General features: G+C 49.1%; 16 protein-coding genes. 10 read left to right on the top strand and 6 right to left on the bottom strand.

The features are described from left to right. Window positions 1-15: 15 nt before the first annotated feature. From aceE to ampD, 4 genes are all read right to left on the bottom strand, one after another. The gene (aceE, locus tag KIU71_RS03905; RefSeq protein WP_214129872.1) at window positions 16-2,688 is read right to left on the bottom strand and encodes a pyruvate dehydrogenase (acetyl-transferring), homodimeric type; all 2,673 of its coding nucleotides are present in this window, start codon (window positions 2,686-2,688) and stop codon (window positions 16-18) included. Window positions 2,689-2,765: 77 nt separating this feature from the next. Further along, complete coding sequence (locus tag KIU71_RS03900; RefSeq protein WP_214129871.1) at window positions 2,766-3,515, bottom strand: GntR family transcriptional regulator; 750 nt, start codon at window positions 3,513-3,515, stop codon at window positions 2,766-2,768. Between the two features lie 241 nt (window positions 3,516-3,756). After that, complete coding sequence (gene ampE / locus KIU71_RS03895) at window positions 3,757-4,653, bottom strand: beta-lactamase regulator AmpE (protein WP_214129870.1); 897 nt, start codon at window positions 4,651-4,653, stop codon at window positions 3,757-3,759. Continuing rightward, window positions 4,650-5,207, bottom strand: coding sequence for a 1,6-anhydro-N-acetylmuramyl-L-alanine amidase AmpD (ampD, locus tag KIU71_RS03890; protein ID WP_214129869.1), 558 nt, complete (start codon window positions 5,205-5,207; stop codon window positions 4,650-4,652). Before ampD ends, ampE begins: the two co-directional genes overlap by 4 nt. A gap of 60 nt (window positions 5,208-5,267) precedes the next feature. Here ampD and KIU71_RS03885 point away from each other — a divergent pair, with 60 nt between their 5' ends. From KIU71_RS03885 to KIU71_RS03840, 10 genes are all read left to right on the top strand, one after another. Next, complete coding sequence (locus KIU71_RS03885) at window positions 5,268-5,783, top strand: retropepsin-like aspartic protease family protein (RefSeq protein ID WP_250207244.1); 516 nt, start codon at window positions 5,268-5,270, stop codon at window positions 5,781-5,783. 51 nt (window positions 5,784-5,834) lie between these two features. Further along, the gene (nadC, locus tag KIU71_RS03880) at window positions 5,835-6,716 is read left to right on the top strand and encodes a carboxylating nicotinate-nucleotide diphosphorylase (protein ID WP_214129868.1); all 882 of its coding nucleotides are present in this window, start codon (window positions 5,835-5,837) and stop codon (window positions 6,714-6,716) included. A gap of 216 nt (window positions 6,717-6,932) precedes the next feature. Next, complete coding sequence (locus KIU71_RS03875; protein ID WP_214129867.1) at window positions 6,933-7,307, top strand: pilin; 375 nt, start codon at window positions 6,933-6,935, stop codon at window positions 7,305-7,307. An 88-nt stretch (window positions 7,308-7,395) separates the two neighbouring features. Continuing rightward, window positions 7,396-8,604, top strand: coding sequence for a type II secretion system F family protein (locus KIU71_RS03870; RefSeq protein WP_214129866.1), 1,209 nt, complete (start codon window positions 7,396-7,398; stop codon window positions 8,602-8,604). 88 nt (window positions 8,605-8,692) lie between these two features. Further along, window positions 8,693-9,589, top strand: coding sequence for a prepilin peptidase (locus tag KIU71_RS03865; RefSeq protein ID WP_214129865.1), 897 nt, complete (start codon window positions 8,693-8,695; stop codon window positions 9,587-9,589). Continuing rightward, window positions 9,586-10,197 (top strand): dephospho-CoA kinase, encoded by a 612-nt coding sequence (gene coaE, locus KIU71_RS03860; protein ID WP_214129864.1) that lies wholly within the window; start codon window positions 9,586-9,588, stop codon window positions 10,195-10,197. The genes KIU71_RS03865 and coaE overlap by 4 nt, the downstream gene beginning before the upstream one ends. 91 nt (window positions 10,198-10,288) lie before the next feature. After that, the gene (gene zapD / locus KIU71_RS03855) at window positions 10,289-11,041 is read left to right on the top strand and encodes a cell division protein ZapD (protein WP_214129863.1); all 753 of its coding nucleotides are present in this window, start codon (window positions 10,289-10,291) and stop codon (window positions 11,039-11,041) included. Window positions 11,042-11,043: 2 nt separating this feature from the next. Further along, window positions 11,044-11,274 (top strand): DNA gyrase inhibitor YacG, encoded by a 231-nt coding sequence (yacG, locus tag KIU71_RS03850; RefSeq protein ID WP_214129862.1) that lies wholly within the window; start codon window positions 11,044-11,046, stop codon window positions 11,272-11,274. 12 nt (window positions 11,275-11,286) lie between these two features. After that, on the top strand, window positions 11,287-12,171 hold the full coding sequence (locus KIU71_RS03845; protein ID WP_214129861.1) for an aspartoacylase: 885 nt from the start codon (window positions 11,287-11,289) through the stop codon (window positions 12,169-12,171). Between the two features lie 80 nt (window positions 12,172-12,251). Next, a complete protein-coding gene (locus KIU71_RS03840; RefSeq protein WP_214129860.1) occupies window positions 12,252-13,004 on the top strand; it encodes a class I SAM-dependent methyltransferase in 753 nt (250 codons plus the stop codon). Here the strand turns inward: KIU71_RS03840 and mutT are convergent. Both mutT and secA read right to left on the bottom strand, forming a co-directional pair. After that, on the bottom strand, window positions 13,001-13,390 hold the full coding sequence (gene mutT, locus KIU71_RS03835) for an 8-oxo-dGTP diphosphatase MutT (protein ID WP_214129859.1): 390 nt from the start codon (window positions 13,388-13,390) through the stop codon (window positions 13,001-13,003). The genes KIU71_RS03840 and mutT overlap by 4 nt on opposite strands. Beyond that, entirely contained in the window at window positions 13,390-16,107 is a 2,718-nt protein-coding gene (secA, locus tag KIU71_RS03830) for a preprotein translocase subunit SecA (protein WP_214129858.1), read from the bottom strand. The genes mutT and secA overlap by 1 nt, the downstream gene beginning before the upstream one ends.

Raw genomic sequence — 16,107 nt, 5'->3', positions numbered from 1 at the left:
ACTCTCCGTCGCTGCTTATGCGTATAAAGGGTTGGGTTTGTCGGCATCGATATCTAAGTCTTTTGCCGCCTGGCTTAAGACTTTGGCATCAATACTGCCCGCTTTGTAGAGCTCATACAGCGAGGCATAAACTATATGCGCGGCATCAACTTCAAAATGGCGGCGCAAATTAGCGCGACTGTCCGAGCGCCCAAACCCATCGGTACCTAACACGCGATACGCGCCGGGCACAAAGGTGCGCACCTGATCAGCGTAGTTTTTAATGTAATCAGTGGCGGCAATCGTCGGTCCTTCAAAGCCTTCTTCTAACACCTGAGTAATATACGGCACACCTTGCTTACCGTCAGGCTTACGCATATTCGCACGTTCGACACTATGGCCCTCGCGCGCCAACTCGTTGAAAGAGGTCACACTGTACACTTGCGCGGCAACGCCGTAGTCGTCGTGCAGCATTTTAGCCGCTTGTTGAACTTGCAGTAGGATGGTGCCTGACCCTAACAGTTTGACTTTCTTCTTGCTGCGCGCCGTGCCCTCTGCACCAAGTTCGTAAATACCTTTGATAATCCCTTCTTCACAGCCTTTGGGCATTTCCGGCTGCACGTAGTTTTCATTCATCACCGTGAGGTAGTAAAACACGTTTTCCTGCTCTTCCAGCATTCGGCGAATGCCGTCCTGCACAATCACCGCCACTTCGTAGCCAAAGGTGGGATCATAGCTGATGCAATTAGGGATTAAGCCAGCCTGAACGTGGCTGTGGCCGTCCTGGTGTTGCAAACCTTCGCCATTCAGGGTGGTTCGCCCTGCCGTACCACCGACTAAGAATCCGCGAGTTTGCGAGTCACCTGCGGCCCATGCCATATCGCCAACGCGCTGGAATCCAAACATGGAATAATAGATATACACCGGTAACATGGGCAGGTCGTTCAATGAATAAGAAGTACCCGCCGCTACAAAAGACGACATCGCGCCCAGCTCATTAATCCCCTCTTGCAGAACCTGACCTTTCTTATCCTCACGATAGTAAGCAACCTGGTCTTTATCCTGTGGGATATATTTCTGCCCAGAGTTGCTGTAAATACCAACCTGTCGGAACAAGCCTTCCATACCGAAGGTGCGCGCCTCATCGGGAATAATCGGCACCACACGTGAACCAATTTGTTTATCTTTAAGCATGACCGTCAGCACGCGTACAAATGCCATGGTTGTAGAGATTTCGCGGTCGCCTGAGCCTTTGGTCACAGACTCAAAAGCTTTCAATGGCGGCGCTGGCAGTTCTTCCGAACTGTTTGCCCGACGCACTGGCATGTAACCTTTTAGCGCCTCGCGCTTCTCGCGCAGATATTTCATTTCAGGGCTGTCTTCGTCGAACTTGTAATAACTGAGGTCCGCGCAATCACTGTCTGATAGGGGAATGTTGAAACGATCACGGTATTTTTTTACCGACTCAGTGTCCATTTTCTTCACGTTATGAGCGATGTTTTTCCCTTCACCGGCTTCGCCTAACCCATACCCTTTCACGGTTTTAGCCAAAATGACCTGCGGACGACCTTCTGTTTCCGTGGCTCGTTTATACGCAGCATATACCTTGACAGGATCGTGACCACCGCGGTTCAAACGCCAAATGTCTTCGTCAGACATGTTCGCAACCATGTCTTTCAATTCAGGGTATTTACCAAAGAAATTCTCGCGCGTGTACTGACCGCCTTTGGCCTTATAATTTTGGTACTCACCGTCTACCGTTTCGTTCATCACATCCAACAGTTTGCCCGATGAATCTCGCGCCAATAATGGATCCCAATAGCGCCCCCATATGACTTTCAACACTTCCCAGCCGGCGCCACGGAAAGTACCTTCAAGTTCTTGAATGATCTTACCATTGCCACGCACCGGGCCATCGAGTCGTTGCAAGTTGCAGTTGATCACAAAGGTTAAGTTATCCAGGTTTTCGCGTGACGCTAAACCAATCGCGCCCAAGCTCTCTGGCTCATCCACCTCGCCATCGCCCATAAAACACCACACGCGCTGATTCGAACAGTCTTTGAGGCCGCGATTAGTGAGATATTTCAGGAAGCGAGCGAGATAGATCGCTTGCATTGGACCCAGGCCCATCGATACCGTAGGAAACTGCCAGAAATCCGGCATTAACTTAGGGTGTGGGTACGACGATACGCCTTTGCCATCGACTTCTTGGCGAAACATATCTAACTGATCAGCACTTAAACGCCCTTCAATGAAGGCGCGAGAATAAATACCGGGCGACACGTGCCCTTGCACAAATAGAAAATCACCACCGTCCTGATCGTTAGGGGCGCGGAAGAAGTGGTTGAAGCCCACATCATAGAGCATCGCTGACGAAGCAAAACTGGATATATGCCCGCCCAATTCAAGATCTTTTTTCGAACCGCGCAATACCATCATCAACGCGTTCCAGCGGATCGCATTGCGAATTTTGGCTTCAATGGACTGGTCGCCAGGCATCGTAGGCTCTTGGCCCGCAGGGATACTGTTGATGTAAGCAGTTGTCGCATCGTAAGGTAAATGCGCACCGTTACGCCGTGCTTTTTCAATCAACGACTCGAGTAAAAAGTGTGCGCGCTCAACGCCCTCATTTTCAAGGACTGACTCCAGCGAGTCGAGCCATTCCTGCGTTTCCTGAGGGTCGTTGTCGTTTTGCATCATTTCTGCCATGGTGCCTTCCTATGTTTAGTAAGCCTTACCCGAATAAGCCTAGCGCAAACTGTCGCGTAATCTAGGCTAATTCGACGTTATTCGGTTTCGATTCTTCTCAGCGCTCGCTGCATTCTCAGGTCGCGCTGATTAATTTTTAACAAGGTTGATTCTATAAACGCTAAATGTGTATTACTTGCCGTTCTGGCCAATCCTGGATCACCTTTTTCGATGGCAGCGACAATTTTTTCGCGTTGTTGGTGTATTTCGTTATTCACGTCGGCATGCAGTGAAAGCATTTCTAAGTTACGTCTTATATTGTCAATCAGCATGGATTGCATGGTACGCATGACGTGCATCAACACCATGTTGTGTGAAGCCTTCGCCATGGTCAAATAAAACGCCCCAAGCGCGTGTGCTTGTGCTTCATGATCAGGTTGTTCGGGACATTCGGCCACCGCAGTGAGTGCCACACGCAACGCTTGCCTATCTTCTTTCTGACCGCGAAGTGCCGCGTAATAGGCTGCCATGCCTTCAAGCGCATGGCGAAACTCAAGCAAATCGAACTGGGTTTCAGGGCGTTGCGCGACTAAGCGCAGTAGCGGATCGGTCATGGCCGCATTGAGTTCGCGGCTGACGAAAGTGCCACCACCTTGCTTACGGGTGACCAACCCGCGCGCCTGCAAGTTTTGAATCGCTTCTCGCAATGAAGGACGAGAAACGTCGAAACGCTGCGCCAACTCACGTTCTGAGGGGAGTTGTTCACCGGCCAGCCAAGAGCCATCTAAAATCATAGACTCCAGCTTTTCAGTGATAACATCAGACAACTTTTGACGCGCCGCTAACATAAATTCACTACATCAATCCGATCGATACGACAATACGCTGGCTATGTTGTAAACAAACCGCTAACAACATCGCCAATTGGTATTACCATTTAACCTTTTGTGTTACAAGTGTAGGCGAGATATGCAATAAGGTAAACTAATTTGAAGGAGTTGCGCGGTGCTTTGTTGCCCTATTCCAATGCAGCGCACGTGGATCTGGCGCTGCCAACAGATCCGACCACGTGCGTTTCAGGCAATGTGTTTAGTGGAGAACGCCCGAAACCGTGAGAATAGATACTGTCACCATCAAGAAAATAATGTTTCGTTTGGCAAGTTTAACCAGTATCTTCGGCTCGGACAGCAAGCGCTGTTGCTTGCGTGTGTGTTCGCTGTCGTGCGGTAAATCTTCCTCAGTGACATCTTCAGCGGCGTGGGTGACATCACACAACAGCTGTTTGGTGGATACATCAAGTGAGAAAGTGTGGTTTAACCATACCGGCAGAGCACGGCCAAAATGCCCTACCATTAAAAAGCCTAACGCCGTTATTCGCACGGGTAAGAAGTCCACTGCGTACATCAGTTGTTGGGCATTTTGCTGAGCGTCATCGTCAGCGTCGTCGGCTTCAGCTACCCGAGTTAACGCCCCGCTGATGCCATAACAAAGCACATAAAATACCGCACCCGCACCACCGAAAAGAATAAAAGCAACAATCACGGCGGCGTAGTGAGTGTAGTTTAACCACACCAAATGCTGCGCGAAGGTGCCACAATGCCCAGTTGCACCTTGCGCGTCTTGCTCCACATGCCCAAGGGCCTCAGTGTACAACTCGCACGCTTCAATATCGCCGCGATCGGCTGCCTGTAAATAGCATTTATAGGTTGCGCGGAGTTGCGGGCAGCCCAAGCACACGAACAATAACAAGGTGTTAGCAATCAAGCCAATGATGCCATGACCCAGCCAGTGCAACACAACAAAACACAAGACACTCGGGATCAGCGCCGTGAGCAACAATGTCAATCTGTCGGTGCGCTTCCCTATGTAGCCTTTTTTCACTAACCACTGGGTATAAAGCTGCACATAGTGCGTCGCACGCCAATGCTCTGTTTTAGCCGTAACTCGTTCAATCAGTAACGCAATAAGCAAACTCAGTAGCATCATTGTCCAACAGTCCTCATTATTGTTTGTCGAAAGCGCGCCCAATCAAAGCTGGCCCCGGGATCAGTTTTTCGCCCGGGCGCAATATCATTGTGCCCCACTATACGCCCTAAAGAGATGGCGGGGTACGCCGCCTGAATGGCTTGGGTGACTGCCGTCAACACCTCATATTGGGTATCAGTGTAAGGGGTAACATCAGTACCCTCAAGCTCAATACCAATGGAAAAATCGTTGCATTTCACCTGTCCCTGAAAACTTGAAACGCCGGCGTGCCAAGCTCGCCGCGTAAGCGGTACAAACTGGATCAATTCACCGTCACGTCGAATAAACAGGTGAGCAGACACCGTTAAATGTGCGATTTCCGCGAAAAATGGATGTTTTTTCGCATCCAGCGTCCCTAGAAAAAGACGCTCTACATCATCACCGCCAAACTCGCCCGGTGGTAGTGATATGTTGTGTACCACCAGCAGGTTGGGCTCGGTGCTGGATGCTCTTTCATCGGCGAAGGGTGATGGCTTTCGAACAGCACCAGATACCCAGCCTTGCTCAATTTTCATCGAACTCTCTCGTTCACGCGTATAGACTATGGCGTAAAACTGTATAGTGAATTGAAACAGATGCAACCAGAAGATAATACACACACTGTCGGAAAAGGCATGGTCATCCTGGCATGGATTTGTGGTTTAGGGCTTATCACTTGGGTATTCTCGGGTTTGCTAGAGGCGCAGTTCAACCCAAATCAATCACCTGAATCACGCCGTAGCGGTGAGCAGATTGAGGTTATTTTAGAACAAAACCGAGCTGGGCATTACGTAGCTACGGGCTCAATCAATCGCGTCCCCGTGGTTTTTCTCATCGATACGGGCGCGACTGATGTGTCCATTCCCGCCCATTTGGCGTCTACATTGAATTTAACCGCTGGCCGGCCAGCGTTGGCGCGCACGGCAAACGGTACCGTGCGAATTGCCGAAACCACCCTTGATCGCATTGCAGTCGGCGACATAGAGCTTCAAAATGTTGATGCGAATCTCAACCCCGGTATGCAGGGCGATCATATATTGCTCGGCATGAGCTTCTTAAAACAGTTAGAATTCACGCAGCGAGGCAACGCGCTTATTTTGCGCTCACTGTAACGCCAATAAGTGTAGCCTCTTTCCTTTTTCACAATTCGACGATCAGACTGAATGACTACGACACCACATTTTACGTTTCCTGAATACCTAACACCTGCAATCATAGAACACGCCGTTGATGCCGCGCTAACAGAAGATCTTGGTGGTTCGCTCGACGCTACGGCAGATATCACTGCCAACTTGATCCCCGAATCATATGCTGCAACCGCAACCCTGATCACGCGCGACGACATGGTTTTATGTGGGCGCGCCTGGGTTGAGCGCACCTTTTTGCGCCTTGATGCAAGCATCACATTAGACTGGAATTTTACTGACCGTGATGCAGTACCAAAGCAATCCACCATCGTGACGCTGCATGGCAATGCCAGAGCAATATTAACTGCGGAAAGGACAGCGCTGAATTTTTTGCAAACACTCAGTGCAACGGCGACCGAAACACGGCGCTGTGTCGATCTACTCGGCGACAGCAAAACCACATTGTTAGACACACGCAAAACGCTGCCACTGCACCGTTTGGCGCAAAAATATGCCGTGCTCTGCGGCGGCGGCGCCAACCACCGGATTGGTTTGTATGATGCGTTTTTGATCAAAGAAAATCACATCATGGCCTGCGGTGGAATTGGCAAGGCGATTGAAGCCGCTCGCACCCAAGCGCCCGGCAAACCGATTGAAGTGGAAGTGGAGTCGATTGACGAATTGCAACAAGCATTAAACGCTGGCGTAGACATCGTCATGCTGGATAACTTTCCTTTGCATCTGATCCATCAGGCAGTTGAGATAACTGCTGGGCGGTGTAAGCTGGAAGTCTCTGGCAATATCACCAGCGAAGAATTACAAGTACTTTCCCTCGCAGGCGTAGACTATATATCCAGTGGCGCCTTAACCAAACACGTACGCGCCATCGATCTATCGCTTCGCTTGGCATTCAATTAGGGTAAAGTATTTCACATTCGTTACGATATGAATGAGCAGAGAAGGCTTTATCGCAAAAGCAACACACAGGTATAAGTTTGCATACTTGTCTGTTTGACAACTCTGACTATACTGAGCATCAAGTACCAAGGCGCAACATGTTATCGACTAGGTACCCTTTAAACTAACTTGACTAAAGCGTTTGACGGCGCGCGGAGATATACCATGCAGAACTCAATGACCAACAAAAAAGGTTTTACACTTATCGAATTGATGATTGTTGTAGCAATCATCGGTATTTTGGCAGCCATCGCGCTTCCAGCGTACCAAAACTACACTCGCAAAGCAGAGTTTACTGAGACCATCAACTCAACAGCAGCAGTGAAATCAGCCGTTGAAGTGTGTGTTCAAATTGAAGGTGCTGCGAATATCGCCGAATGTGACGGTGGTAAAAATGGTATCCCAAATGACATCACTGGTACATTAACCACAACTGATGGTGTTATTGTAGCAACAAACGGTGATGGTCTAGGTACTTATACTTTGACTCCAGCTATCGCGGGCGGCGCTGTAACGTGGACTGCAGCTTGTTCAGACCAGCAACTGTGCTAAGTAGCTAACGCCAAGTAACACCCTAAATTAGCCCAGTTTTACTGGGCTTTTTTTCAGTCATTATCAGTACCAACACGAGTGCACCCCAATGGCAAAAGCATTAACGACTTTCACCTATCAAGGCGCTGATCGGCAAGGAAATGCCAAAAAAGGCGAAATCAATGCTGTATCGTTAAGTGAAGCGAAGAATCTTCTGCGCCGTCAAGGTGTCTCGGCCACGAAAGTTAAAAAGCTGGCCAAACCGCTGTTTGGCGGCAACAGCAAAATCAATGCTGCCGATATCAGTATACTGTCTCGTCAGATTGCCACCATGCTGGGAGCGGGCGTCACCCTTATCCAATCATTAGAAATGATTGCGCAAGGGCATTCTAAACCGTCAATGCGTAAAATGCTTGGCGAAGTCGTACACGAAGTCAAAGCGGGTACGCCATTGTCAACGGCATTACGTAAACACCCAGATCACTTCGATGATTTGTATTGCGACCTGGTAGAAACCGGTGAGCAGTCTGGTGCACTTGAAACGATTTACGATCGTATCGCGGTCTATAAGGAAAAAGCCGAAGCCCTCAAATCAAAAATTAAGAAAGCCATGTTTTACCCTATCGCGGTTGTCGTGGTTGCCTTTATCGTTACTACCATACTGTTGGTGTTTGTGGTGCCGCAGTTTGAAGAGATTTTCAGCAGCTTCGGCGCTGAGCTGCCAGCATTTACGCAATTCGTGCTGGGCATTTCTCGCTTTGTGCAAGATTATGGTGTCTACATTGCGGCGGCGGCCGGATTTGGTGCCTGGGCATTTATGCGCGCCCACAAAAAGTCAGCGGCACTGCGTGACAAAGTAGACGCGCAAATACTCAAAATTCCGGTGATCGGCGAAATTCTTAAGAAGGCTTCGATAGCCCGCTTTACCCGTACATTATCGACAACATTCGCCGCGGGTGTGCCCTTGATCGGCGCCCTTGAATCAGCCGCAGGCGCGTCGGGTAATGCAGTGTATCGAAACGCGATATTATTTATTCGAAAAGAGGTTGCTGGCGGTATGCAAATGCATACAGCGATGCGCGCCACCGCCGTGTTCCCAGATATGGTCACACAAATGATTGCTATTGGTGAAGAGTCCGGCGCAGTCGATGACATGCTGAGCAAAATCGCGTCAATCTACGAAGCCGAAGTCGACGATATGGTGGATGGCCTCACCAGCTTACTGGAGCCTATGATCATGGCAGTACTGGGCGTCGTCATTGGTGGCCTGATTGTCGCCATGTACCTCCCTATCTTCCAAATGGGCAACGTGGTTTAAAACACGCATTTGGGCGTGCAAAAATCAGCGCTTACAATGGGTTAAATTCTGGTACGCTACCGCTATTACTGAACAATAATAATTTACTATGTCTGCTATGTTTGATTTGCTGGCGCAGTCGCCGCTGTTTTTTTACATTTTTGTGTTTGTCATCAGTTTGATGGTGGGTAGCTTCCTGAATGTGGTGATTTACCGGCTGCCTATCATGATGGAAAAGTCGTGGCAGCGTGAATACCAAAGCTACTTCTCACAAGCAACAACACAACACGCTGAAGAGCCGCAAACAGCATCTGTCGAGCCGTTTAATCTGGTCAAGCCTGATTCTACCTGCCCGGCCTGTGGTCATCGTATTCGCGCTTGGGAAAACATTCCTGTCGTCAGTTGGTTACTGTTGCGCGGAAAATGCACAAGCTGTCAAACGCGTATCAGTCTACGTTATCCGCTGGTTGAGCTGACAACCGCATTGTTATCGGTTTGGGTTGCGGTTCACTTCGGCTATGGCAGTGCTGCACTCTGCGCGATTGTGCTTACCTGGTTGCTCATCGCCATGACAGGCATTGATATTGATAAGATGTTGCTTCCCGATGAGTTGACCTTACCCCTGCTGTGGTTTGGTTTATTGATCAGTCTCGACTCTGTATTTGTGTCACCTGCAGAAGCGATCATCGGAGCGGCTGCAGGATATTTATCTTTGTGGAGCGTCTATTGGAGCTTCAAGCTGCTAACTGGCAAGGAAGGTATGGGCTACGGAGACTTCAAATTGCTCGCTGCCTTAGGTGCTTTCACAGGGTGGCAAGGGCTGCCGATCATTGTGATATTGTCCTCATTAGTTGGCGCAATTGTTGGCATCAGCCTGATTGCATTGCGTAAAAATGACGCTACGCAAGCTATTCCGTTTGGACCCTATTTGGCAGTGGCTGGTTGGTTAACCCTGATGTACGGCAGCGACATACGCGAATTTTATCTGCAATGGGCATTGGGATGAGTGATTTTGTGGTCGGGCTAACGGGCGGGATAGGCTCTGGCAAAACGGCAGTAAGCGACCGATTTGCGCAATTGGGCATTGATGTTGTGGATGCTGATGTTTGTGCGCGTCAGGTGGTTCAAAAAGGTAGCCACGCATTGGCAAGTATACGACAGCGCTTTGGCAACGCGATGCTGCAGCCCGATGGCACGCTGGATCGCGCCGCGCTGCGTCAGGTGATATTTACCCAGCCGGAGCAGAAAAAGTGGCTGAATGAACTGTTACACCCATTGATACGCGAGCAGATGATGCAAGACATTGCTACAGCAACCTCGGCATATTGTGTATTGAGCGTGCCATTATTACTGGAAAACAAACTGAACACGTTGGTACATCGGGTGTTGGTTGTCGATGTACCTGAAACTACCCAAATTGCCCGTGTTACCCGCCGTGATGGCTCTGATGAGTCGCTGGTAAAATCAATTATGGATGCTCAAATGAGCCGCGCTGAACGCTTAGCCGCCGCCGACGATGTGATTGACAACAGCCTACCGTTGGAATCGCTCGATCAACGCGTGAGTGAGCTACATCAAACCTACCTGACACTGAGCCAAGCCAGCTCACTTTAAAACTATCGCTGTTCTGCGTTGTCTGAGCATCTAGTACTTGAAATTAAGCGCTTTTTGCTGTGTAGTGCCGTCATACAAATGAGGGAGAAATATGTCGACAACAGTTTATGAGTTTCCACTCAACGAGAAAGTGCGAAACTACTTACGCATCGAGCAACTGTTGAAGCAAATAGATTCATCAGCACACAGCGGAACGCCGACGGCTAATGTTCACTTTTTCGAAGATTTATTCACCCTATTGGATTTACTGGAGCGCCTAGATATTCGCTCCGATGTCATCAAAGATATTGATGCGCATGAGCGTAATTTGCTGCATTGGTCGCAACACCCGAATATCAACAATGATGCGTTGCAGCTTACGCTGAAAAAAATCATTCAGCTGCGCGAAGCCCTCAAACTTAACAAGCGGATAGGGAGCGATCTAAAGGATGATCCGTTTTTAGCCACCATTCGTCAACGTTTTGCCATTCCCGGCGGTGCCTGTGCTTTTGATTTGCCCAATTTGCATTATTGGATGAGCCTTGGCGAAGCAACGCGCGAGAAAAGCCAAGCGACGTGGCGAGAAAGCTTTACTGTCATTGATGAAGCAATAAATTTGACGCTATCGTTCTTGCGTGAGCGGGGCCGGTTCAAATCTGTCAGCGCTGCAAAAGGTTTTTTCCCAGGCTTAGCGGACGAGCGTGGCGAACTGGTGAGAGTAAAGCTTGATCCCGCCACTGGCTGTTACCCCACATTGTCAGGCAATAAATACCGATATGCCCTCAGGTTTATGAATTTTTCTCAAACGGAAGTATCGTCAAAGCCCATCGATACCGACATTACATTTGAAATCGCGAGCTGTTAATTATGACTACCGTAAACTGTCCTTCTTGCGCCAAGCCCGTTGAATGGTCCGAAACGTCCGAGTTTCGCCCTTTTTGTAGTAAAAAATGTCAGCTAATTGACTTGGGGGACTGGGCGACCGAAGCGCATAGTATCCCTGCCGCACCCTCAGGAAATATGGCTGATCACATTGACGAAGAAGCCATTGCGGAACAATTCGAACAACAACAAAAATCTTTTTTCAACAATGATTAACAAGGCGGTTGCGTGAAGCAGGTCAATTCAGTCCTCTTAGTGGGGGGAACCCACGGCAACGAACTCACCGGTGTACGCTTAGTTGAACAGTGGTCAACGTTGGCAGAATCGATGCAATTACATGGGTTGTTTCTCGATACACTGATGGCAAATCCGACCGCCGTTGCCCAACGTGTGCGGTTTGTGGAGCAAGACTTAAACCGCCAATTTGCCCAGCATACGCTGGCGCAGAATCGACATGCAGACCAACTCAGTATCGAAGCTTCGCGTGCGCAAGAACTGGCATTGCATTATTCGGCTGATCAAAATACCAGACCCGATGTGATCATCGATATTCACAACACCACGAGTAATATGGGAGCAACACTCATTCTGGTGGAAAATGATGAATTCAACCGCACAATGGCGCGTTTCGTGAAGCATAAGCTGCCGCAGTGCAACGTGCTGTTGGAAGACGAGAAAGCCGTTTCGGAGCATCCGTATCTATGCACACTGGGGCGACACGGCGTGATGCTTGAGATGGGAGCACAACCTCAAGGTGTGTGTCGAGCGTCGCTGTTTCACGACACATTAACGCTACTTCAAATCGTATTGGATTTTTGTCACGCCTGGGGGCGCGATGATTTGTCCGCGTTACCACCCTGTGACGTGTTTCGATTTGTCGAAAACATTGAGTTTCCGCTCACCGCGTCAGGTCAGGTTGCCGCCATGATCCACCCCGCCCTACAAGACGCTGATTTTATCGAGTTATCACCGGGTAAGCCGATTTTTACTGGCTTTGATGGCACACTGCATTATTGGCAGGGCAGCATGTCAGTGTATCCGCATTTCATCAATGAAGCCGCCTATCAGGCAGGTCATGTGGCTTTTGCCACTGCCGTAAAAGCGCAGTTGTAACCTTTACACTGAGTCAGAGTGCCAGTGTGGCGCATAATCTGCTTATTCCTTGAAACGAGCTATTGGTACAGGGAATTCGGATGGCAAAATTACAGCCCATCACGCTATTACGTAGTGCGCAGCAGGAGCGCACCATCATCGAAACGGCCATTCGTAAACAAGCAACTTACCACGGCGCTGTGCGCGTGTTGGAAGCCGGATGCGGTCGCCATTGGCCGTTCCAATTAAACGACGTTAACCTCAGTATCACTGGGGTCGATAGTGACAGTGATGCCATTGCAGCCCGTCAAGATCGTCATGATGATCTCACCCGCAGTATTGTGAGTTCATTGTTCGATGTCACTTTTCCGCCCAATAGCTTTGATGTTGTGTATTGCTCGTTCGTACTGGAACATGTGGAAGATGCTGAAACATTGATGCGGCGGTTTGTTCGCTGGCTAGCGCCGGGTGGGATTATTATTCTTCGCGTGCCAGATCCATTCTCAGTGTATGGCTTTATCGCCAAATACACACCACACTGGTTTCACGTCAGTTATTACCGCTACGTGTTGGGTAAGAAACAGGCCGGCGCCAATGGCCACGGTCCATACCCTACGCATTACTCCGCGCTTCTCTCGCGTCATGGTATGCAGGATTTTTGTCAACGCTATTGTGTTGATGTCTCTTTAACTGCCGAGTATGCGGAAGGTTTTCGGCAACATGGCAAAGGATGGAAAGCCTATGTTGTGCAGTGTGTAAAGCGTGTGGTGAGTTGGGTATCGCTCGGGCGATTAAGCTATCGCCACTCAAACCTGACCTACATATTACAGCGCAACGGACCCCTTCGGTACTAAAAATTGCCCTGCTGTAGCCGTTCAATAATCGGTTGATTAGCCTCAGGAAACGTATACTGTGGCAGCGTGTCGATAGGAGCCCAGCGTAATGGCTGCCCCTCTCGGCCTTCTGGTTCACCAGTGAAATCTGTCACTCCCCAGATATGCAGATTGACCGATTTGTCGGGGTAGTCAAAGCTTAACGAAAACCAATGTGCACACTCAGTTACCTGAATGCAAACCTCTTCTTCAAGCTCTCGGCACAGCGCCTGCTGTTGGGATTCTCCTGGCTCAATCTTGCCGCCAGGAAACTCCCATTTATCGCCCTGATGCAGGTGTTTGGCACGCTGGGCAATCAATACAGAGCTACGATGTACGATAACCCCGACGGCAACATCTATACGCACTAATTAAGCTTACCGTGACACTGCTTGTATTTTTTACCCGAGCCACACGGACAAGGCTCGTTACGACCCACTTTAGGCCCCTGGCGGACAGGTGACTGCGCCTGACCTGCCTGCTCCGGTTTCGCAGGTGACGACTGTTGTGCAGACTCATGCTCGTAGGTTTTTTGTACGTCATCGGCTTCACGGCGTTGTTGCTCTACCGCCTCGACATCAGACTCCGCTTTCACCTGCACTTTACTTAGGATCGAAATCACTTCAACTTTCAGCGCTTCAAGCATGCCAGAGAACAGCTCAAATGACTCACGTTTGTATTCCTGCTTTGGATTTTTCTGGGCATAACCACGTAAATGGATACCTTGGCGCAAGTGATCCATAGCGGCCAAATGCTCTTTCCAGTGACTATCGAGATTTTGTAGCATCACCGCCTTTTCAAATTGGCGCAGTACATCTGGCCCAACAATCGCTTCTTTCGCTTTATAGGCATCGGTGATTTCAGTATGAATGCGCTCGCGCAATTTTTCTTCATACAATTTGTCATCGCTATCTAGCCATTTCTGCAACGGTAAATCCACCGCAAAGTCGCCTTTCAATCGAACTTCAAGACCGGCCACATCCCACATTTCTTCAAGTGACTGGGGTGGAATATATTCATCAATAACACTGGATACCACATCTTCCCGAATAGCAGATATCGTGTCGCTAATGTCGCCTTCATCGAGCAACTCATTACGTTGTTCGTAAATGACTTTGCGCTGGTCATTCGCTACATCATCGTATTCAAGCAACTGTTTACGAATATCGAAGTTACGCCCTTCTACTTTACGTTGGGCATTTTCAATCGCACGAGTCACCCACGGATGTTCGATGGCTTCGCCCTTCTCCATGCCCAGGCGTTTCATCATATTACCCATTTTTTCAGAGGCGAAAATACGCATTAAGGCATCGTCTAGGGACAAGTAGAAACGAGATGAACCTGGATCGCCCTGACGTCCAGAGCGACCACGGAGCTGGTTATCAATACGGCGAGACTCATGACGCTCTGTACCAATAATGTGCAAACCGCCCGCGTCTAAAACAGCCTTGTGGCGCGCTTTCCATTCTTCTTTAAGTTTCTCAACCGTGCCCGGCTTAGGATCGTTAATGCTATCCAGTTCAACTTGCAGGTTACCACCTAACACAATATCAGTACCACGACCAGCCATGTTGGTGGCGATTGTGACAGCACCGGGCTTACCGGCTTGCGCAACGATATCCGCTTCCTGTTCATGGAATTTTGCGTTGAGCACTTTATGCTTTATTTTTTCTTTCGTTAAAATGCGTGAAAGCAGTTCAGAGTTCTCGATTGACACCGTGCCAACCAATGTCGGCTGCCCTCGTTTCACACAATCTTTGATGTCTTCAACAATGGCGTCATACTTCTCTTGCGCAGTGAGATAGATGAGATCGGCTTTGTCATCGCGGATCATGGGACGGTTAGTGGGAATAACGACCGTTTCAAGGCTGTAAATATGATTGAATTCAAATGCTTCTGTGTCGGCGGTACCTGTCATGCCACCCAGTTTGTCAAACAAACGGAAGTAGTTTTGGAAGGTGATTGATGCGAGCGTCTGATTCTCATTTTGGATCTTAACGCCTTCTTTCGCTTCAACCGCCTGGTGTAACCCTTCAGACCACCGGCGGCCTTCCATGGTGCGCCCGGTATGCTCATCGACGATAACGATTTCATCGCCTTTGACAATATAATCAACATCTTTACTGAAGAGTTTATGTGCGCGCAGCGCGGCATTGACGTGATGAAGTAATGAGATATTAGCCGCGGCAAAAAGTGATTCGCCCTCGGGCAACACACCTTCACGCTGGAGTATTTCCTCGACATGAACTTGACCATTTTCAGTCAGATGTATCTGCTTGCCTTTCTCATCGATGGTGTAATCACCATCGCCCATCTGACCTTCTTCATCTTCTTTTTCCTGACGTACCAGCTCAGGAATAATCTTGTTAATGGCCCGGTACAGCTCAGAGCTGTCTTCGGCAGCGCCCGAAATAATCAGCGGCGTTCGGGCTTCATCGATTAGGATAGAATCCACTTCATCAATAACCGCATAATACAGTTCTTTTTGCACGCGATCCTGCGGGCTAAAGGCCATATTGTCGCGCAAATAATCAAAACCAAATTCGTTATTGGTGCCGTAAATCACGTCACAGCTGTAAGCTTCTTTTTTCTGTTGCTGACTCATACCAGGAACATTACAGCCAACGGTTAACCCCAAATATTCAAATAATGGGCGGCTCCAGTCTGCGTCTCGACGCGCCAGATAATCATTGACCGTGATGACATAAACACCTTTGCCGGTGATGGCGTTGAGATAGGTCGGTAACGTCGCGGTTAATGTTTTACCTTCACCGGTACGCATTTCGGCGATTTTGCCTTGATGAAGTACCTGACCACCAAGCATTTGCACATCGAAATGGCGCATGTTGAAAACACGCTTGCTGGCCTCTCGAACGACCGCGAAGGCCTCGACTAATAGAGCATCCAGCCCTTCATTATTCTCAAGTCGCTGTTTGAACTCAGCGGTCTTCGCTTTGAGTTGTTCGTCACTGAGACTTTCATATTCAGGTTCCAATGCATTGATGGCTTCAACCGTTTTGCCCATTTTTTTAAGCAGTCGATCATTTCGGCTGCCGAAGAGTTTTCTTGCAATGCTTGAGAACAT

It is taken from the genome of Alteromonas oceanisediminis, from assembly GCF_018474025.1.
In the GTDB taxonomy this organism is placed as follows: Bacteria; Pseudomonadota; Gammaproteobacteria; order Enterobacterales; family Alteromonadaceae; genus Alteromonas_E; species Alteromonas_E oceanisediminis.
Note: the sequence above shows the minus strand (reverse complement) of the source record. Positions and strands in the feature narration are given on the sequence as shown.